19 protein-coding genes are annotated in these 19025 nt (G+C 70.5%); 5 read left to right on the forward strand and 14 right to left on the reverse strand.

The annotated features are described in order from the left end of the window. Positions 1 to 78: 78 nt before the first annotated feature. The 3 genes from Raf01_RS23590 to Raf01_RS23600 form a co-directional block, all read right to left on the reverse strand. Complete coding sequence (locus Raf01_RS23590; RefSeq protein WP_203920162.1) at positions 79 to 1086, reverse strand: sugar phosphate isomerase/epimerase family protein; 1008 nt, start codon at positions 1084 to 1086, stop codon at positions 79 to 81. Between the two features lie 143 nt (positions 1087 to 1229). Continuing rightward, on the reverse strand, positions 1230 to 1961 hold the full coding sequence (locus tag Raf01_RS23595) for an orotidine 5'-phosphate decarboxylase / HUMPS family protein (RefSeq protein ID WP_203920163.1): 732 nt from the start codon (positions 1959 to 1961) through the stop codon (positions 1230 to 1232). Continuing rightward, positions 1958 to 2938, reverse strand: coding sequence for a sugar phosphate isomerase/epimerase family protein (locus tag Raf01_RS23600; protein ID WP_203920164.1), 981 nt, complete (start codon positions 2936 to 2938; stop codon positions 1958 to 1960). Before Raf01_RS23600 ends, Raf01_RS23595 begins: the two co-directional genes overlap by 4 nt. Positions 2939 to 3057: 119 nt before the next feature. Between Raf01_RS23600 and Raf01_RS23605 the strand changes: the two genes are divergently transcribed. The 3 genes from Raf01_RS23605 to Raf01_RS23615 are packed head-to-tail and all read left to right on the forward strand — an operon-like array spanning position 3058 to position 6399. After that, a complete protein-coding gene (locus Raf01_RS23605) occupies positions 3058 to 4146 on the forward strand; it encodes a zinc-dependent alcohol dehydrogenase (RefSeq protein WP_203920165.1) in 1089 nt (362 codons plus the stop codon). Between the two features lie 13 nt (positions 4147 to 4159). After that, positions 4160 to 5371, forward strand: coding sequence for a Gfo/Idh/MocA family protein (locus tag Raf01_RS23610; RefSeq protein ID WP_203920166.1), 1212 nt, complete (start codon positions 4160 to 4162; stop codon positions 5369 to 5371). Further along, a complete protein-coding gene (locus Raf01_RS23615) occupies positions 5371 to 6399 on the forward strand; it encodes a Gfo/Idh/MocA family protein (RefSeq protein WP_203920167.1) in 1029 nt (342 codons plus the stop codon). The genes Raf01_RS23610 and Raf01_RS23615 overlap by 1 nt, the downstream gene beginning before the upstream one ends. 51 nt (positions 6400 to 6450) lie before the next feature. Here the strand turns inward: Raf01_RS23615 and Raf01_RS23620 are convergent, their stop codons facing one another. The 3 genes from Raf01_RS23620 to Raf01_RS23630 form a co-directional block, all read right to left on the reverse strand. Continuing rightward, positions 6451 to 7557 (reverse strand): Gfo/Idh/MocA family protein, encoded by a 1107-nt coding sequence (locus Raf01_RS23620; protein ID WP_203920168.1) that lies wholly within the window; start codon positions 7555 to 7557, stop codon positions 6451 to 6453. After that, positions 7554 to 8303, reverse strand: a complete 750-nt coding sequence (locus Raf01_RS23625) for a sugar phosphate isomerase/epimerase family protein (protein ID WP_203920169.1) — start codon at positions 8301 to 8303, stop codon at positions 7554 to 7556. Before Raf01_RS23625 ends, Raf01_RS23620 begins: the two co-directional genes overlap by 4 nt. A 152-nt stretch (positions 8304 to 8455) precedes the next feature. Then, positions 8456 to 9013 (reverse strand): DUF308 domain-containing protein, encoded by a 558-nt coding sequence (locus Raf01_RS23630; protein WP_203920170.1) that lies wholly within the window; start codon positions 9011 to 9013, stop codon positions 8456 to 8458. Positions 9014 to 9177: 164 nt separating this feature from the next. Between Raf01_RS23630 and Raf01_RS23635 the strand changes: the two genes are divergently transcribed. Beyond that, positions 9178 to 9798 carry a TetR/AcrR family transcriptional regulator gene (locus Raf01_RS23635; RefSeq protein WP_239133850.1) on the forward strand — a complete coding sequence of 207 codons (621 nt, stop codon included), beginning with the start codon at positions 9178 to 9180 and terminating at the stop codon, positions 9796 to 9798. A gap of 55 nt (positions 9799 to 9853) precedes the next feature. Here the strand turns inward: Raf01_RS23635 and Raf01_RS23640 are convergent, their stop codons facing one another. From Raf01_RS23640 to Raf01_RS23675, 8 genes are all read right to left on the reverse strand, one after another. Further along, complete coding sequence (locus Raf01_RS23640) at positions 9854 to 11089, reverse strand: low temperature requirement protein A (protein WP_203920171.1); 1236 nt, start codon at positions 11087 to 11089, stop codon at positions 9854 to 9856. 180 nt (positions 11090 to 11269) lie between these two features. Next, positions 11270 to 12157 carry a class II fructose-bisphosphate aldolase gene (locus Raf01_RS23645; RefSeq protein WP_203920172.1) on the reverse strand — a complete coding sequence of 296 codons (888 nt, stop codon included), beginning with the start codon at positions 12155 to 12157 and terminating at the stop codon, positions 11270 to 11272. Further along, complete coding sequence (locus Raf01_RS23650; RefSeq protein ID WP_203920173.1) at positions 12148 to 13068, reverse strand: 1-phosphofructokinase family hexose kinase; 921 nt, start codon at positions 13066 to 13068, stop codon at positions 12148 to 12150. The genes Raf01_RS23645 and Raf01_RS23650 overlap by 10 nt, the downstream gene beginning before the upstream one ends. Next, positions 13065 to 13976: an SIS domain-containing protein gene (locus tag Raf01_RS23655; RefSeq protein ID WP_239133851.1), complete on the reverse strand. Its 912-nt coding sequence runs from the start codon at positions 13974 to 13976 to the stop codon at positions 13065 to 13067. Before Raf01_RS23655 ends, Raf01_RS23650 begins: the two co-directional genes overlap by 4 nt. Next, positions 13973 to 14905 carry an ROK family protein gene (locus Raf01_RS23660; RefSeq protein ID WP_275413030.1) on the reverse strand — a complete coding sequence of 311 codons (933 nt, stop codon included), beginning with the start codon at positions 14903 to 14905 and terminating at the stop codon, positions 13973 to 13975. The genes Raf01_RS23655 and Raf01_RS23660 overlap by 4 nt, the downstream gene beginning before the upstream one ends. Next, on the reverse strand, positions 14902 to 15738 hold the full coding sequence (locus Raf01_RS23665) for a carbohydrate ABC transporter permease (protein ID WP_203920174.1): 837 nt from the start codon (positions 15736 to 15738) through the stop codon (positions 14902 to 14904). Before Raf01_RS23665 ends, Raf01_RS23660 begins: the two co-directional genes overlap by 4 nt. Next, positions 15738 to 16685 (reverse strand): carbohydrate ABC transporter permease, encoded by a 948-nt coding sequence (locus tag Raf01_RS23670; RefSeq protein ID WP_203920175.1) that lies wholly within the window; start codon positions 16683 to 16685, stop codon positions 15738 to 15740. Before Raf01_RS23670 ends, Raf01_RS23665 begins: the two co-directional genes overlap by 1 nt. Continuing rightward, complete coding sequence (locus Raf01_RS23675; protein WP_203920176.1) at positions 16685 to 17887, reverse strand: extracellular solute-binding protein; 1203 nt, start codon at positions 17885 to 17887, stop codon at positions 16685 to 16687. The genes Raf01_RS23670 and Raf01_RS23675 overlap by 1 nt, the downstream gene beginning before the upstream one ends. A gap of 368 nt (positions 17888 to 18255) precedes the next feature. Between Raf01_RS23675 and Raf01_RS23680 the strand changes: the two genes are divergently transcribed. Continuing rightward, complete coding sequence (locus Raf01_RS23680; protein WP_203920177.1) at positions 18256 to 19014, forward strand: DeoR/GlpR family DNA-binding transcription regulator; 759 nt, start codon at positions 18256 to 18258, stop codon at positions 19012 to 19014. The last annotated feature ends 11 nt before the right edge of the window (positions 19015 to 19025 follow it).

The following is a 19025-nucleotide window of genomic DNA, read 5'->3' on the forward strand; positions in this document are numbered from 1 at the left end:
ACCGTCGCTGCGACTGGTCCGGGTCGGGGCGTGGCGCCGGACGCGCCGAGCCGGACTGGTCGTTTGGGTACTGACGGGTCAGGACTGGGTGAAGGCCGCGTCGAAGCGGGCCTCCGGGCTCTCCCACAACAGCGACCGCACGAAGGCCAGCGCCTGTGGCGCGCCGTGCATCCGGCTCATCCCGGCGTCCTCCCATTCCACCGAGACGGGGCCGGTGTACCCGATCGACTCCAGGGCGCGGAAGGCGTCCTCGAACGGCACGTCGCCATGGCCGGCGGAGACGAAGTCCCAGCCGCGCCGGGGATCGCCCCACGGCAGGTGCGAGCCGAGCCGGCCTACCCGGCCGTCCTTCGCCCGGAGCCGGGTGTCCTTGCAGTCGACGTGGTAGATGCGGTCGGCGAAGTCCACGATGAAGTTCGCCGGATTGACGTCCTGCCACATCATGTGGCTGGGGTCCCAGTTGAGCCCGAACGCCGAGCGGCGCTCGACCGCCTCCAGCGCCCGGACGGTCGTCCAGTAGTCGTAGGCGATCTCGCTGGGATGTACCTCCAGCGCGAACCGGACGCCCTCCCCGTCGAAGACATCCAGGATCGGGTTCCACCGGGCGGCAAAGTCCGCGTACCCGTCGTCGATCACCTCCTCGGGCACCGGCGGGTACATCGCCACGTACCTCCAGATCTTCGAGCCGGTGAACCCCGTGACCACGCCGGCGCCCAGCTTGCGGGCCAGGATGGCGGTGCGCTTGACCTGCTCGGTGGCCCGGGCCCGCACGCCGTCGGTGTCGCCGTCGCCCCAGGTGCGCGGCCCGACGATCGCCTGGTGCCGGAAGTCCAGCGGATCGTCGCAGATGACCTGCCCCTGGGCGTGGTTCGACAGCGCCCACACCCCCAGCCCGTAACGGTCCAGGATCTCCCGGCGGCTGTCGAGATAGGCGTCGTCGGCCAGCGCCCGGTCGATGTCCAGGTGCTGGGGCTTGCAGGCGATTTCCAGCCCGTCGAAGCCCCATTCGCTGGCCAGCCGGGCTACCTCTTCGAATGGCAGGTCGGCCCACTGTGCGGTGAACAGGGTGACGGGATGCGTGGCCATCGGCCCTCCTACGTCGGTGGTTGCGGTTTCGCGGTCGCTTTCGGCCCCGGGCGACCGGGCGTCGCGGCCACGCGGAGGCTTTCCGGCTCTGACCAGTTCGGCTCGGCGCGTCTGGCGCGGCGCCGCGACCCGAGACCAGTCAGTCACGAGCGCACCGGCGCGGCGTGCACCCGCGCGATCGCCTCGCCGAGTATCCGGGGCAGGTCACCCTCGGGGATGGTGAAGGATGTCTCATCGTCGATGGCCAGCGGCGCGCCGAACACCACGACGCCCGCGCCGACAGCCGGACAGCCGACCGCCTGGTCGATGGACAGCCCGCCGACCGCCTGCACCGGAACGGTCGTGGCGGCGACGATGCCGGGCAGGTCGGTCAGCGGCGAGAGCTTGAGCTCGCGGTGCGCACTGCGGTGGTCGTGTCCAATGTGGTGGATGACCATGCCGACGCCGAGCGCCTCCAGGCGCCGCGCCTCGACGATCCGGTCGTCGGCGCCCATGTCGTCGCCCATGACCAGGATCCCGAACTCCTCCCCCGCCTCACAGACCCGCTGGACGGTCGCGTCGTGGGCCCGGCCCATCACGACGACGGCGTCGGCGCCCGCCTCGGCGTACATCCGTGCCTCGCCGTACCCGCCGTCCATGATCTTCAGGTCGGCCACCAGTGGATGGGTCGGGTACTCCTCGCGCAGCGCGCGAACCGCGCGGACCCCCTCCGCCAGTACCAGTGGTGTGCCGATCTCCAGCCAGTCGGCGCCGGCCTCCACCGCGATCGCGGCCATGCGCAACGCGTCGTGAAGCGTCTTCAGGTCGAGTGAGACCTGCACGATGCCGTGGGTCAGATCGGAGCGCCGCAGCCCGCGGATCGAGGTGCTGGTCACCATGTGACGCTATTCCCTTCTCGGTGTGCGGTTCGCTGCGCCGTGGCTCTGGCCGATTCGTGCGTGCGCACGCGCACAGCAGTCGATCCGCCGAACCAGGTGTCCCGTGCCGCGCACAGGAACTCGACCGAGGCGCGCAGCTCGTCCAGACCGTTGACGCCGTCCTCGATGCTGATCCAACCGTCGTAGCCGGCCTCGACCAGGATGCTGAAGATGCGGTCGTAGTCGTTGAGCCCCCGGCCGATGACGCCGTGCCGCAGCGCCGGCGAGTACCCGATCGTGCCGTCCGCCTGGCGCAGGTCCGCGAGCGTCGTGCCGGGCGCCAGGTACCGGTCGGATGCCTGCATGGTGACCACCCGGTCGACGACGGTGAGCAGGAACTCAGCGGAGTCGACGCCCGCGACCAGAGCGTTGGAGGGGTCGTACTGCACGCCGAAGTGGACCCGGTCGGTGATGCTGTCGACCAGGGCGTGGAACGGCTGCGGCCGCTGCGCCAACTCCGGATAGGCCCAGCCGGTTGCCTTGTAATGGTTTTCCAGGGCCAGGGTGATGTCCAGCTCGGCGGCCAGCGGCAGCAGTGCCTGGATCGCCTCGGCGGCCCACCGCACCCCCAGCTCCACCGGTACCTGAGGGTGGGCCTGACCGCTGAGCACCCGGCACGCGGCGCCCGGGCCGCCCAGACGAGCGGTGATGCGCATGTACTCGGCGTGCCGGTCGATCTCGCGGGCACGCACCTGCGGGTCGGGATGGGTGAAGTCCGGTGCGGCGCACATCATCGGTGTCTGGAAGCCCGCGGCGGCGCAGGCTTCGCCCACCCGGTCGACGTAGTCCGGATCGGTGGACCAGAAGAACCCGGTGTGCAGTTCGAGACCGTCGACACCGAGCGTGCGCGCCTCGTCGATCCAGTCGAAGACGGACTTCGTCCGGCGGACCACCAGCTGTTCCAGGTCGCCTTTGGGAAACGCCGCGATCCTCATGACGCGTGACATTAGCACCGACGAGTGGGAGATAGCGTACAGACTTTGACTGGATTCTGAACTATTGTTGGGGCCGATCGAGCAATCTGGCCCCGCACATCGACGAGCCGGAGGACGCCATGAAGGCGTTGGTCAAGTACGCGAACACCGACCACGCAGTTGAGGTCCGCGACGTCCCGCGGCCTGCGCCCGGTCCGGGAACGGTCCTCGTCGCGGTGCACACCGTCGGGGTCTGCGGATCCGACATCCACATGTGGCACAACACCCAGAGCGCGAGCTCCAAAGCACGGCTGCCGGTCATCCTCGGGCACGAGTCCGCCGGAGTCATCGAGACGGTCGGCGACGGTGTCACGGGCTGGTCGGTGGGAGACCGGGTCGTGTGCGAGACCGCGGCATCGGTGTGCGGCCAGTGCGCCCTGTGCCGTGGCGGGCGGTACAACCTCTGCCCGCACCGGCAGGGTTACGGCCTCGCGCGCGACGGCGCGATGGCGGAGTACCTGGTGGCCGAACCCAGGGTGCTGCACCGGATCCCGGACGGCGTCGACTTCGAGACGGCCGCCCTGTGCGAGCCGTTCGCGGTCGCCTACAACGCGGTGGTGGAACGGGCCAGCGTTAGCCCCGGCAACCTGGTCGTCATCCAGGGCGCCGGCGCGATCGGGATCCTCGCCCTGCAGCTCGCGATCCTGCGCGGCGCGGCCACCACGGTCGTCCTCGGTACCGATGTGGACACCCATCGCCTGGAACGGGCCCGCGAACTGGGCGCCGACCACGTGGTCGACGTGTCCCGGCAGGACCCGGTGGAGACGGTCGCGGCCCTGCACGACGGCCTCGGCGCCGACCTGGTCGTCGACGCGACCGGGGTCAGCGCCGCGCTGCGGCAGAGCATGCAACTGGTTCGCCCGGCCGGTGCGATCGCGAAGGTGGGGTGGGGGCCGCAACCGCTGGACTTCACGCTGGACCCGCTCGTCAAGAAGGCGGTCACGCTGTACGGCTGCTACTCGCACACCTGGAGCACCTGGGAGAACGTGCTGCGCCTGTTCGCCGGCGGCAAGCTGCGCCCCGATCGGGTGCTCGGCGGCGTGTACCCGATCGACGAGTGGGAGAAGGCGTTCTCGGCCATGCAGCACGGCCACCACGTCAAATCCGTGCTGCAGACACCCTTCGGGCTCGCTACGGGCACGAACCAAGAGCTGACGTCCACGAACTGAAGGGCCATCCGGCGTGACTTCGGCACCCATCCGCATGGGCGTTCTCGGGCTGGGGGCGGTGGCCCAGGCGGTTCACCTGCCGCTGCTGGCGAAGCGGCCCGACCTGTTCGCCATCGGTTCCATCTGCGACCTCTCCCCCGAGGTCACCGACATCATCGGCGCGCGCTACGGGATACCGCGGTCTCGCCGGCACGGCAGCCTCGACGACCTGCTGGACGCCGGCGGCATCGACGCGCTGATGGTCCTGGCCCGCGGCTCGCACACCGTGGCCGTGCGGGCCGCGTTCGACCGGCGGCTGCCGGTGTTCTGCGAGAAACCGCTGGCCTACACCACGGCCGAGGTCGACGACCTGATCGCCGCCGAACCCGACCTGGGACACCCGGCGATCCTGCTCGGTTACATGAAGCAGTACGACCCCGCGGTCATCGAGGCGGCGCGACTGCTGGCCGACGTGGACGACGTACGCAGCATCGAGGCGACCGTGCTGCATCCGACCGGCGCCTCGCAGCTGGCGTTCGCCCGGGTGGTCGGCCCGTCCTCACCCCTGCCGGCACAGGCGCTGGCGGCGGGCGACGAGGAAGACCGGGCGCTGCGGCGCGTCGCGGTCGGCGACGCCGACGAATCGCTGTGGCGCGCGTACCGGGGGGCACTGGTCAGCAGCCTCGCGCACGACCTGTCCATCATGCGCAGCTTCGAGCATCCGCCCGCGTCGGTGGACTTCGCCGACATCTGGCGGCAGAGTTCCCGCCACGACCGCAGGGACGCCGGCCGCGACCGGAAATCCTTCGGCGAGCACCCGCCCTCCATCACCGCGATCGGCGCACTGGCCGGCGGCGGCCGGTACAGCCTGTCCTGGCACTACCTGCCCGACTTCCCCGCCTACCGGGAGACGGTACGGGTGGTGCACGGCCGCGGCACTGTGGAACTGGTGTTTCCCTCGCCGTACCTGCTGCACGCGCCGACCGAGCTGATCGCGACCACGCCACACGGCGACGCCGAGCGGCAGGTGCGCGGCCGCAGCACCGTCGAGGCGTTCGAGTCCCAGCTCGAGGCGTTCCACGCCATGGTCCGCGACGGCGTGCCCCCGCGCTCGGACCTTGCCGCCGGACGCGCCGACGTCCTCGACTGCCAGCGCATCGTCGCGGCCTTCGCCAGCCGCACCCGTACCGCAGTGGGCGGCGAGATCGGTCGGCTGGCCGCGGACCGCCTGAGCGAGCTGGTCTGATGGCGGACGCACCGATCCGCGCCCTGATCGTCGGGTACGGGCTGGGTGGCAGCGTCTTCCACGCACCACTGCTGCACGCCGACCCCGCCTACACCGTGGCCGGCATCGTCACCGGCGACCCGGATCGGACGCGTCACGCCACCGAGCGGTACCCGGGGGTGCCGATCCTGCCCAGCCTCGACCGTGCGCTCGCCGAAGCGCACTACGACCTCGCGGTCATCGCCGCCCCGACGCCGCGGCATGTCGAGTTGGCGTGGCAGGCTCTGGAAGCGGGCCTGGCGACCGTGGTCGACAAGCCGCTCGCGGTGCGGGTCCCCGACGCGCAGCGCCTCATCACGCTCGCGGAGCACCGCGGCGTCGCGCTGACCGTGTTCCAGAACCGGCGGTGGGACGGCGACTTCCTGACCGTACGGCGCCTCATCGACGAGGGGCATCTCGGCGACGTGTGGCGATTCGAATCCCGCTTCGAGTGGCTCAACCCGCGCCCGCGCCCGGCATGGAAGAGCGCCACCGGCGGGCCGGACGGCGGCGGGGTGGCCTACGACCTGGGCAGCCACCTCGTCGACCAGGCCATCGAGCTGTTCGGCCCGGTCACGCAGGTGTACGGCGAACTCGACCGGCACCGGGAGGGGGCGGCCAACGACGACGACAGCTTCATCGCGCTGACCCACGCGGGCGGTGTCCGCTCGCACGTGGCCATGAGCAGTCTCGTCGCCCAGCGCGGCGCGCGCTTTCGGGTACTGGGTTCGGCGTCCGCCTACACGAAGTGGGGCCTGGATCCGCAGGAGGCACAGCTCGCCTCCGGGATGTCCCCGTCCGACGACCGGTTCGGTGTCGAGCCGGTGCAGTCGCACGGCCTGCTGGGCCGCGACGGACAGACCGTACCGGTGCCCAGCGAACGCGGCGGGTACCGGCAGTTCTACGCGCGGCTGGCCGAGGCGCTGGCCGGGCGTGGCCCGCTTCCGGTGGACCCCCGGGACGTGCTGGCGACGCTGCGCGTCATCGAGGAGCTGCACGCGCGGCGCTGACGTGCCGCCGTACCGGTGGCGCCGGCCGCGCGGCCGGCGCCACGAGCCCGGTCACAGCGTCCGCGCGTACGGGTCCCAGTCCTCCGCGACCGCCTCGGTCACCGGCGCCGTGCTGGCCACCGGGACCGGACCGCCGCCGTCGATGGACTCAGTGACCGCGGCCATGACGTCGACGACGTGGTACGCCAAGCGGCCCGAGGCACGGTGGGGTACCCCCGCCCGCACCGCGCGGGCGATGTCGAGCGTACCGAGGCCGCGACCGGCGACCGGCCCGCTCGCGGGTACCGTCGTCCACTCGGCATCCGCGGCACGCCGCAGGCGCAGGTCCCCGTCGAAGTGGTTCGGATCCGGGAGGGACAGCGTCGCCTCCGTACCCACGATCTCCAGGTGACCGACCCGCCGGTGCGGCGAGTCCCAGCTGAGTACGCTCGTGGCGGTACGCCCGCCGGTGAACTCGGCGAGGACGCTGACGTAGGTGGGCACCTGCGTGGTGAACTCCTGACCGGCCCTGGGCCCGACCCGCAGGACGCGCCGGGGCCGGGCCGTGCGGCCGAGCGCCATCACCGACTGGAACGAGCCGAGGAACTGGGTCAGGGCGGTCAGGTAGTACGGCCCCATGTCCCACAGCGGGCCGGCGCCACGCGACAGCAGGATCTCCAGGTTGCGGTGGTCGTCCACGGGTCCGGGCGTCTCGAACAGAGCGAGCCCGGTCAGCGGCTGCCCGATGTCGCCTCGCTCGATCAGCCGCCGCGCGGTCTGCAACCCCGCGCCGAGGAAGGTGTCCGGTGCTCCGCCGATGCGCAGGCCAGCCGCCTCCGCCTTCTCCAGCAGTTGCCGGCCGGCGGCCCGGTCGAGCGCGAACGGCTTCTCGGTCCAGACGTGCTTGCCAGCGCCCAGCGCCGCCATCGACACATCCAGGTGTGCCGCCGGATTGGTCAGGTTGACGATTATCTCGACGTCGGGATGCTCCAGGGCCCGGTCGAGCGTGCCCGACTCGGGTACCGCGTATGCGGCAGCCTCCTCGGCGGCCCGGCCCGGGTAGAGGTCCGCGACGATGCGCACCACCACGTCTGGGAACCGGGTGAGGTTCTCCAGGTACTGTTCGCTGATCTTCCCGGCGCCGACGATGCCGACGCCGACCGGGCCGGCCCCGGTCACGGCGTGACCAGCGGCCGCAGGTACCTCAGGCTTGCGTCGACGGCCTGGAAGATGTCGCCGGCGTACTCGTCGAACTCGACGACTCCCACCTCCAGGTCCGGCACCGCGTCGAGAATCTCGGGTATCGGCAGCTTGCCCTGCCCGGCCGGCAGTTGCCGCAGGTTCTCGCGGTCGATCGGGCCGTCCTTGAGATGCAGGAAGCGCACCCGGTCGGACAGCCGGGACAGCAGCGCCGCCACGTCCTGTCCGCCGACGGCGGCCCAGTAGGCGTCGACCTCCAGGACCACCTCCGGGCGGAGCCGGTCGACCATCGTCTCCAGCGCGGTACGACCGTCGAACAGCCGCTCCAGCTCCCACCAGTGGTTGTGGTAGCCGACCCGCAGGCCGTAGCCGGCGGCGACCTGCGCGGCCACGTTCAGGTGCTCGGCGACCCGGACGGCGTCATCGACGCTGGTCCAGAACTGCTCCGGCACAAAGGTCTCCACGACGGTGTGCGCGCCGATCTCGTTCGCGGCCGCGAACACCGCGTGGAGGTCGACGTCGACCAGCGGTGAGGTCATCGTGGGAGAAGCGAGGCTGTGTGCGCGCAGCGCGTCGATGAACTGCGGGCCTCGCGAGTACAGCCGGTAGGACGATTCGACCTGCTGGTAACCGATCTCGGCGACGCGGGCGAGGGTACCCGCGAGGTCGTGCTCGATGGCTTGCCGGACGCTGTAAAGCTGCAGGGACACCGATCGCAGAGGCACAGTCAACCTTTCGCCGGTCGGGAGCGCGTCATCGCGCGCATGATGCTCTGTTCCGGTCATGAGATGCGGCAACCAGGGCCGTGTTTGTTGCTTAGCTAACAGAATTATGTGAGTTCCGGATCATGTCAAGGGTGCAGCGGACGGTGTCCGCGTCAGGCCCTCTCAGCGGTACGGCCGAGGCGGAGCGCCGAGACGAGGAAGAAGATGCCGCCGGGGATGGCGTAGCCAGCGACGTTGGTCAGCGTGGCGTGGTCCGCCCCGGCCGTCACGATGAACGAGGCGCCGGCGAGCACGGAGATGGCACCACTGATGATCATCGGCCACTGGCCACCCATCCTGCGACGGTTGACGGCCACGATCAGCTGTACCACGCCCGCCACGATCGCCCACGCGCCCCAGACGCGCAGGACCGCGGGGATGCCGGACGCGCAGGCGATGGCCACGCCGACGACGGTGAGCAGGCTGACGGCGACGTTCACGTGAAGGCCGAGCACCGATCCGGTGGCACGCGACGAGCGAGCGTCGACGAGCGCGGCGATCACGTCGAACAGCGGATACAGCACGAGCAGCGTGACGGCGAGCGGACCGAGGTGCGACGCCGTCGTGAACATCACGGCGGCCCAGACGACGGCGAACGCGAAGCGGACGACATACAGCCGCCGCAGGGTGGACGCCGTTGCCGGGATGGCGGGTGCGGAGGTGGTGGTCACGGTGATCCTTTCGAGATTCCTTGCCGTGGGCCGGCGGACAGAGCGCGGCACCCGGTTGGGATACGACTGCCACGCACGCCGCCAAAGAGAACGAACGTTCTGTCTTGTGAGACGATGACACTCCGGCCCTCGAGTTGTCAAGACAGAACGTTCTATCCGCTAGGATGGGGGCCATGGGGCGTGGAGAATCGCAAGGCCGGCCGTCCGAAGCACGGTCCCGGCTGCTCGACACGGCAACGAGGATCTTCTACGGAGAGGGCATACATTCGGTCGGCATCGACCGCATCGTCGCCGAAGCACAGGTGACGCGCGCCACCCTCTATCGGCACTTCCCCGGCAAGGAAGACCTCGTCCTGGCCTACCTGAGCCAGGTTGACGAGGCCATGCGCGGTCAGGTGACAAGGGCTGCCGACAGCGGGCTACCGGCGGCCGACACCATTCGGGCCCTCGGCGAGTCGATCGCCCAGGGCATCCAGTCCCCCGGTTTCCGCGGCTGCGCCTTCCTCAACGCCGTTGCCGAATATCCCGACCCCGATCACCCGGCGCACCGGGCGGTGCTCGCCCACCGCCAGTGGTTCCTGGACACCGTCACGGAACTGCTGTCGCGCATTCAGGAGGCGCAGGCCGAGGCCGCCGCCCGGCACTTCGTCATGCTGCGCGACGGTGCCATGGCCGCCGGCTGCCTGTTCGACCCGACGCTGGTCTGCGACACCTTCCTGCGCGGCGTCGAGGGACTGCTGCGAGCCCACACCGCGTCCAGTCCCGCCGAACCGTCGGATGCCTGACCCCGCCCACCAGACAGCCTCGGATCGACGGAGCGCCCTCAGGTAGCCCGCGCGGTCACGCCTCGGAGCCCTGACTGCCAGGCTTCCCCCGCCCGATCGGCGAGGCGGAATCCTCCGGCGGCCGCTGCCGGCTTCGTCGCGCGTCGAGCAGCCCGACAAGGGCCAGCACCCCGGCCACCACGCCCAGCCCGCCCATCGGAGTCCAGTACGCCAACGCCGGCGTGACCAGCAGCAGGGCCACCAAGCCGATCATCCGCGACCGGGAGATCCGGCCGAAGATCTCGTACTCCAGCCGTACCCGGGCGACGAGGAAGAGCACCGGACCACCGACCACGAACAGAAGCCACGTCGGCCGCGGCTGCCCGTACGGATGACCGATCACCAACTGGTAGCCAACCGCGGTGACGAGCACGCTGAGCACGATCAACGTATGCGTCCGTTCCGACGCCGTACCCAACCGGCCGGGCATACGCGCCCGGCCCAACGCCTCGGTCAGCAACCCGCCGGCACGGTGGAAGTAGATCCGCCACAGCAGCGCGCTGGTGGCGAACGCGATGGCGAAGGCGGCGGCCCGCCCCGCGGAGTAGCCCTCGCCGCTGAAAACGGCGCCAATGACCAAGATCGACTCACCGAGCGCGATGAGGAATATCTGCTGGTGACGGTCGGCCAGATGCTCCCCGGCGATCCGCCAACTACCCACCGCCGCGGCCCCGATCCACGGTAACGGCCAGCCCAGAGCCCAGGCGAGGTAATCCACGGCGAGCGCGGCGGCCCAGAGCGGCAGGCGGAGCCCGTCCGGGCCCAGCGCGCCGATCAGCCAGAGCGGCGCGGTCGCCGCCGCCCACGTGGAGAGCCGGAAGGCCACCAGCCGGCGCGGATGGCCCCGCAGCGCGGCCGCGATCACCAGGGGCCGGACCACCATCACCGCCAGGTACGCGACCGCGAACGGCAACGCCCGCTCCTCCATGGCGCGCGGCAGCGTCACCGCCATCACCAGGCCGGCGAACATGGTGCCGACCACGACCACCTGAATGATCGACCGCTCCGGCTCGTAGCGACTGGTGATCCAGGTGGTGTGCGACCAGATCAGCCAAAGCGCCAGGAACAGCAGCAGGGTACGACCGAGCCCGGCGGCGAGCGCCCAGCCGGCGCCGCCGGCAACGCCGGCGAACCGTTGCGAGACCCGGGTGAGGGCAAAAACGAAAGCCAGGTCGAAGAAGAGTTCCAGGAACGAGGCTCGCCCCGAACTCGTCGCAGGGCGCAACAGCTCGGCACCGCGTCCCGCCACCATCACCCGCCCCCGTGGCACCAACGAGTCGACCGCCGACAGGTTGCGTCGGCCCCGGCCGGACCCGACCGGTCCCCTCGCTGGCCGCAAGTGCGAGCGGGCCTCAACTCTTGACGGCCTCCGCGATCCGCAGGGCGGCCTGGGCCGGCGTGAGGTACGTGGTGTCGACGACCGAAGACAGAATCAGGAGGCGGACCTTCCTTGCGCTGCCGGCTTGAGCGCGGCCGTGCCGATCGTCCGCAGCAGGCGGCTCACCTCGTCGGCCATCGCGCTCCGGGCACCGGCCAGGTACTTGCGCGGGTCGACCATGGCGGTGTCGCTGTCGAGGGCCTGCCGGACGCTGCGGGTGTAGGCGACGTTCAGCGCCGTCCCAACGTTGATCTTCCGCATACCGGCGTCGACGGCGCGCGCGAGTTCCTCGTCGGGTACTCCCGAGGAACCGTGCAGTACCAGCGGGACCGGCACCGCCGCGGCGAGTTCGCCGATGAGTTCGTGGTCCAGAGCCGCCGTGCGGGTGGTCATGGCGTGCGAGCTGCCGACCGCCACGGCAAGCGCGTCGACGCCGGTGTCGCGGACGAACTGCCGCGCCTCGGCCGGATCGGTGCGGACCCCGGCGGCGTGTGCGCTGGCGGGCGCGTCGGGTTTGCCGCCGACGTACCCGAGTTCGGCCTCCAGCCACAGCCCGTTGGCGTGCGCCCACTCGACCGCCTCGCCGGTGCGGGCGAGGTTGTCCGGGTACGCGGCGGCACCGGCGTCGAACATCGCCGAGGAGAAGCCCGCATCCGCGGCCTGGTGCAGCAGGTCGGGGTCGGTGACGTGGTCCAGGTGCAGCGCCACGCCGACGCCTGCCGTCTGCGCCACGGCGGCAGCCGCCCGGGCCAGGGGCAGGAGCAACCCGGTGCGGAACTTGACGGCGTTCTCGCTGATCTGGATGACGACCGGCGCCGCGGCGTCATCCGCGCCCTGCACGACGGCTTCGACGTGTTCCAGGGTGATGACGTTGAACGCCGCTACGGCGGTTCCCGCCGAGGATGCGTCGCGAACCAGGTCTGCGGTCGGGATCAGGGGCACGGTACATCCTCCACTGTGGACAGATCTGCCAACTCGCGGTAGAGGTCCAGGTCGACCGTGCCGGCCACCGGCGCCGCGACGGCTGCCGCGGCGAGGGCGAGGGCGTCGGCGAGCACGAGCGGCCACGTGGCCTCGCGCGCGAGCCCACGGGCGAGGCCGGCGCTCAGCGCGTCGCCGGCCCCGGTCGGGTTGCCGGTCACCTGCCTGGGTGGGCGCGCCGCCCACCGGTGCTCGCCGCTGACCGCGACCAGTCCATCGCGCCCGGCGGAGACCACCGCGGTGCCGCCGCCGCGTCCGCTCAGCTCGGCCGCCGCGGCGAGCAGCTCGGCGCGGCCGCCGGAGGGAAGGCCGACCTCGTCGCGGTTGGGCGCGAGCACCGTCGCGCCGGCGTCGGCCGCGGCGCGCAGGTGCGCACCGGAGGTGTCGACGACGGTCGGTACCCCGTGCGCTCGGGCGATGCGCACCAGACTGGCGTACGCGTCGGCCGGTGCACCGGGCGGGACGCTGCCCGACATGACCGCGGCGGCGCAACCGGCGAGCTGCTGCGCGAACGTGTCCGCGAGCCGGTCCCAGTCGCCGTCTGCCACCACCGGACCGGGTTCGTTGAACACGGTGGCGTCGGCGTCGTCGACCACTGCCACGGACTGGCGGGTGTCGCCGGCGACTCCGGTGAGCCGTTCGGTCACCCCCGAGCCGGAAAGCTCGTCGCGCAGCCACCGGCCGGTACCGCCACCGGCGAAGCCGCACAGGGTGACCGCCTCGCCCAGTTGGGCCAGCACCCGGGCGGCGTTGACGCCCTTGCCACCGGCCCGGCGGTGCACGGCCGAGACCGGATGTGAGGTGCCGTGCCGCAGCGCCGTGACCGAGTAGGTCACGTCGACCGCCGGATTCAGGCAGACAGCGAGGATCACAGCTTCACGACGGAGCGGGACAGGTGGACCGGCACGTCGGCGTCCCGGCCGCCGGCCGCCGCCCAGGCCACGGCGTGCTGCTGGATGGCGACCAGCTCGGCCTGCGGGTCGCGGGTACCCTGCCGTACCGTCGCGCCGGTCGCCTCGATGGCCTCGACCTGTACCGGCGTGAGCGGCGTCAGCGACCACGCCAGCGTGCCGGGGCCGGCGACGCTGATCGGACCGTGCCGGTACTCACCGGTGGCGTACGCCTCGGCCCACAGCCCGGCCGACTCGCGGCACTTCAGCGCCGCCTCCTGTGCCAACGGGGCCGCCCAGCCGGTGCCGAGCACGACGAGCTGGCGCGGCGTCGGCGTGGTCACCGGTTCGGCCAGCGCCGAGCGGGCCTGCTCGATCAGCCCGGCGACCTCGGCCCCGGTCGCGCCGAGGTGGGTCCGCAGCAGGGTCAGCAGCGTGGTGGGGAACCGGGTCTGCACCACGCTGCGCTCGTCGGCGTAGGACAGGTCGACGATGTCCGTGGCCGCCTCGCCGACCGGCGTGCCCAGCTCGCCGAGGACCGCGGTGACCGGTACCCCGGCGGGCAGCGCCCGCAGCGCCTGGACGACCTCGGTTGTCGTACCGGACCGGCTGATCGCGAGCACCCGGTCGTAGTCGCGCACCACGCCGGTCAGCTCGGAGGCGATCAGCGCGTCGGTGACGCCGTGGCCGGCCTGTTCGCGCAGCCAGGCGTAGGCACCGGCGACGTAGTAGGAGGTACCGCAGCCGAGCACCAGGACCCGCTCGCCCGGCGCGGGCAGCCCCGCCGGACGGCTCTCGCCCTGCTCGTGCGCCCGTGCCCAGCACTCCGGCTGGCTGGCGATCTCCGCGGAGGTGATCCGTCCGAGGTTGGAGGTGGCGGTGTCGGTCACGATGATCCGTCTTCCTGTCGGGGCTGGTTCAGCGAATGGTTGGTGGTCAGTGCCTCGCGTGCCAGCAGCGCGGCGCCGAGGCAGGCGGCGTTGTCCTGCAGCGCCGCCGCCACGATGCCGGGCTCGCGCTGCCAGACGAGCAGCTGGCGCAGGTGGTGGCGCAGCGGGCCGAGCAGGGCTTCGCCGGCGCCGGCAAGGCCACCGCCGATGACGATCCGCTCCGGTGCCAGCAGCGAGACGTAGGTCGCCAGCGCCCGGGCGAGCGCGTTCACGGCCTCGTCCCATACCCGCTCGGCGATCGGGTCGCCGGCGGCTCGGCGCGCCGCCACCTCCCGGGCGCCGGGCAACTGCTCGCCTCCGGCGCGGTGGTACTGCCGGGCTATGGCCGCGCCGGACGCGATGGTCTCCAGGCAGCCGCGCGCACCGCACGCACAGTCGAGGTCCGTGCCGACGTCGATGTGGCCGATCTCCCCGGCGTACCGGTTGCTCACCAGCGCACCGCTGACGAACATCGCGCCGGAGATGCCGGTACCGATCGGCATGAACAGCACGTCGTCGACTCCGCCCGCGGCGCCCAGCGCGCGCTCGGCGAGGCCGCCGGCCCGCACGTCGTGGCCGAAGCCGACGGGCAGCCCGGTGCGCTGCCGGATCAGGTCGCGGAAGGCGACGCCATGCCAGCCGATGTTCTCCGAGTAGATCGCCACGCCGGCGTCGTCGTCCACGAGCCCGGGAACCACCACGCCGATCGCAGCCGGGCTGCCGGCCCGCGCGACGAGTTCGTCGACCGCCTTGAGGGCCGCCGCGACCACCGCGTCGGGACCGTCGGCCCGTGGGGTCGGCCACCGGTGGTACGCGGCTGTGCCGTCCTCGCGCACCACGGCGCCCTTCATCGCCGTGCCGCCGACGTCGAGCGCGGCGACCGTGGTCACTTGACGCTCCCGCTGAGCAGGCCGTTGACGATGTACCGGTTCAGGAACACCACGATGACGGCCGGTACCGCGATGGCGAACACGCCGGCCGAGCTGAGCAGGCCGAACGGTACGGTGTGGCGGCCCTGCAACGCGGCGATCGCGACCGTGAGCGGTTGGGTCGAGTTGTCGCTGGAGAGCACCAGCGGGAACAGGAACTGCGCCCACGCGAACAGGAACGTGATGATGGCCGTGGAGACGACCCCCGGCCACGCCAGTGGCAGGACGATGCGCGACAGGATCTGCATGCGGCCCGCGCCGTCGACCTGGCCGGCCTCCTCGATCGCGAGCGGCAGGGTGGTCATGTAGCTGTGCAGGATCCAGGTCGCCAGGGGCAGGAATCCCGACACATAGACCAGCACGATGCCGGCGTACGTGTTCACCAGGCCGAAGACGCTCATGATCCGGTACAGCGGGATCAGGGTCGTGTAGGCGGGGAACGCCATGGTCGCCAGTACCGCGTAGAACAACACGTTGCGCCCGCGGAACGTCATGCGGGCGAACGCGTACGCCGCGAGTGTCGCCAGTACCACCGTGATGATGGTCGCGGCGGTGCACTCGATGAAAATGTTGACCGTCGATTGGCGGATGGTGGCCGGTATCTCACCGGAACCACCGAGCAGCGCGCGGTAGTTGTGCAGGGATGGTGACGGCGGCACATAGTGCGCGGGTTTCGAGCCGATCTGCGCGTCGGTCTGCAGGCTGGTGTTCAGCGCCCAGTACAGCGGCACCAGCGACCACAGCAGGATGAACAGCACTCCGAGGCGACGGCCCCATGATCTGCGTCGAGGCATCAGTACTCCACCGGGCGGTAGACCAGCTTCACCACGCCGAGCGAGACGATCAGCGTGGCGACCGTGATGAGCAGCGACAGCGCGTAGCCCTCACCGAAGTCGAGGTTCTGGAAGCTGACGAAGTAGGTCTGTTCGGTCAGCGAGGCGCCGGTCTGCGCCGCGCCGTTGAGCACGTACGGCTGGTCGAAGACGTTCAGGGTGGCGATGATGGCCTGCACCATCGCGATCGCGATGCCGGGCCGGGCCAGCGGCAGCGTGACTCGCCGGAACGCATCCCAGGTCGAACTGCCGTCCAGGTACGCCGCCTCGTACAGCTCATGGGGGATGTTCTGCAGGGAGGCCAGGATGAGCAGCGTCGACAGCGGTGTCATCTGCCAGACCTGCACCATTTCGACGGCGAAGATGGTCAGCAGCCGGTTCTGACCGAGGAACACGTGATAGTTCGAGATCAGGTGCAGCGAGCTGAGCACACTGTTGAGCAGGCCCGTGTTGCTGTCCCAGATGCCGGTCCAGACGATGCCCTCGACCACGCCCGGCAGAGCCCACGGCAGGACGAGCACGGCGATCAGGATGGACCGGCCGCGGAAGGGCCTTTGCAGCGTGACCGCCATCACGATGCCTAGCACAGTCGACAGGATGACCCCGATGACCACGTACAGGGCCGTGTTGCCCATGCTCGCGGTGATCGTCGAGTCGCTGAACAGCCGGCGGAAGTTGCCCAACCCGTCGAACACGGTGGGTGGGTTGAGCTCCTGGACCCGGAAGAACGACTCGACGATCGTCACCGCCGCCGGCACCAGGGCCAGCGCCACGATGAACAGCGCCAGCGGAAGCACCAGAGCGTATGGCAGCGCGTCGAAGCGCCGCCCGCGACGCCTTGCCTGCTTCGGCTTGGCGTCGCGGGCCGAGCCCACGCTGTGTCGGGTACCGCTGCCGATGACCGTCATCAGCTCGACAGCTCATTCGCGGTCGAGGCGATTGCCTTGATGGCGGCGGCGACGGTCATCGAGTTTGTCGCGGCGGCGTGCAGATTCGTGTAGACCGCCTTGGAGAACTGCGGGTACCAGGACGGAGCGCCCTGCTGGAAGATCGGCTTCGCGCTGTTCTTGAGCAGGTCGGACAGTTCGTCGCCGCCGATCAGCTTGCCCTTGTCGTTCAGCTGCGTCACGCCGGCCAGCTGGGAGGGCAGGAAGTAGCCGGGCATGACCTTGTCCGGTCCGTTCGCACCGGCGAAGTCGGCCTGGTTCTGCGCCGAGGTGAACCACTCGATGAACTTGGCGGCCGCGGCCGGGTACTTCGCCTGGCGCGGAATGCCGATGCCGTCGGGGTTGCTCATGTTCGGCCCCGCCCCGCTGACACCCGGCGTCGGCAGGTAGGTGACCTGGTTGACCACGCTGGAGGAGGCCGGGACGTTGTAGAGGCTGCCGACGTTGCCGGAGTAGTCGGCGAAGGTGCTCGCCACGGTGCCCTTGGCCATCAGGGTCTGCTGCGCCTGGGTGTCCGGGACGTTGATGTTGCCCGGCGGCACGAGGCCCTGCTTGATGGCGTCGACCATCCACTGCGCGGCCTTGTAGCCCGGCGAGTCGGGCGACGTGAACTGCGGCTTGCCGCTGCCGTCGAGGATGGTGCCGCCGAACGCCGCGGTGGTCTGGTACCAGTAGGTCGACAGGCCCTCGGCCGCCGCGAACGGAATGTTCAGCGGGTACTGCACGACGCCCTTGGACTTCAGCTGGCGCAGGTCGGCGGTGTACTGGTCGAGTGTGGTCGGCATCGTGGTGATCCCGGCCTTCGCGAACAGCGTCTTGTTGACCGTGGTCACCAGGAAGGAGGCGTCGTACGGGATGCCGATCACGTGGCCGTTCGGCGAGAACGAACTGATCTGCGGCATTTGGGTCGCAAGCGACTTGGTGTCGAGATAGTTCTCCATTGGGTAGAACCAGTTCAGCTTGCTGAGCTGGCCGACCCGTGACCAGTCCACGTCGGTCGCGTCGGCGAAGTACGTCTTGGCCGTGGCCGCCGCGGCAATCTTGGTCTGCAGGCTGTCCCAGTCGATGTTCGTCCACTTGACCGTGATGCCGGTGCTCTTGGTGAACGCGTCCAGTGACGCCTGTGGCGGGGGTGCGGTGGGCAACGCCACCGTAATCGTCACACCCGTTGTCTTATTTGAAGCGCTGCTGCCGCCGCTCGAGCAGCCCGCGGCGAGGACGCTCGCGAGCGCGAGGACGCCGGCCAGTAACACGGTTCTGGTGCGTCGCAACGAAGTCATCTGGGCTAGCCCTTCTCGTCCTGACATGCCGGCCCCCGAGTCCCCCAGCCCTATGCGCACTCTGCGCACTTGCAGGTCGAGGTGCGGACGAGTTTTGCACTGTGTGAACACAGGGTCAATGCTTGGCAGCTCAAAAACCCCTCTACGCGCATCGTTTGGCCGAAAAGTTGCGCGCTTCGCGCGGTCTGATCGAGCGAAGGCGCAGAAACGGCCCTATTGAACTGCGCGACGGGGATGCTAACGTCCTCGATGTGCAACGGAAGGAGCGTCTGCGCCAGATGGTGGCCGCGATCGTGGGCCAGGGCGGTGTCGAGGTAGAAACCCTCGCCGACCTGTTCTCCGTCTCCGCCGCGACCGTCCGCCGCGACCTGGAGGTGCTGGAGAAGCAGCGGCTGGTGACCCGCACCCGCGGCGGCGCGACCACGCACGCGTCCTTCAACGACCTGCCGCTGAGCTACAAGACCGAGCAGGACACCCTGGAGAAGCGGCACATCGCCCGGCAGGCGTTGGCGTTCCTCGACGGTGCGCGGGTCATCGGCACCACAGGCGGCACCACCGTGTCGGAGTTCGCGCGCCTGCTCATGGACCGCGACGGGCTCACCATCGTGACCAACGCCCTCAACGTGGCCAGCTACCTCGTCTCCAACCCGCGCCTGCGGGTGTTCTCCGCCGGCGGCGAGGTGCGCAGCAGCAGCCAGGAAACGGTCGGCCCGACCGCCGAGACCTTCATGGCCGGCTACAACATCGACGTGGCCTTCATCGGCGTCGACGGGGTGGACGCCGCGGCGGGTTGCACCAACTACGACCCCGTGGGCGCCCGGGTCAACGCCGTGCTGCGCGAGCAGGCCCGGGTCAGCGTCGTGCTCGCCGACGCGACGAAGATCGGGCGGGTGGCGCTCGCCCAGGTGTGCAAGATGTCCGAGGTCGACGTCCTCGTCACCGATGCCCGGGCGAGCGAGACCGCGCTCGCCAACATTCGGGCTCGGGGCTGCCAGGTGCTCACCGTCTGAGCGCAGCCGGA

Origin of the sequence: Rugosimonospora africana (genome assembly GCF_016862975.1) — a bacterium.
Classification (GTDB): domain Bacteria; phylum Actinomycetota; class Actinomycetes; order Mycobacteriales; family Micromonosporaceae; genus Rugosimonospora; species Rugosimonospora africana.

Coding starts and splice junctions, on each gene's coding strand:
- Raf01_RS23640 (WP_203920171.1), bottom strand. CDS start 11,089: ATGGTGGCGGGACGCGGTGCCGAGCTGTTGCGCCCTGCGACGAGTTCG.
- Raf01_RS23635 (WP_239133850.1), top strand. CDS start 9,178: ATGGGGGCCATGGGGCGTGGAGAATCGCAAGGCCGGCCGTCCGAAGCA.
- Raf01_RS23600 (WP_203920164.1), bottom strand. CDS start 2,938: ATGAGGATCGCGGCGTTTCCCAAAGGCGACCTGGAACAGCTGGTGGTC.
- Raf01_RS23590 (WP_203920162.1), bottom strand. CDS start 1,086: ATGGCCACGCATCCCGTCACCCTGTTCACCGCACAGTGGGCCGACCTG.
- Raf01_RS23670 (WP_203920175.1), bottom strand. CDS start 16,685: ATGACGGTCATCGGCAGCGGTACCCGACACAGCGTGGGCTCGGCCCGC.
- Raf01_RS23605 (WP_203920165.1), top strand. CDS start 3,058: ATGAAGGCGTTGGTCAAGTACGCGAACACCGACCACGCAGTTGAGGTC.
- Raf01_RS23615 (WP_203920167.1), top strand. CDS start 5,371: ATGGCGGACGCACCGATCCGCGCCCTGATCGTCGGGTACGGGCTGGGT.
- Raf01_RS23665 (WP_203920174.1), bottom strand. CDS start 15,738: ATGCCTCGACGCAGATCATGGGGCCGTCGCCTCGGAGTGCTGTTCATC.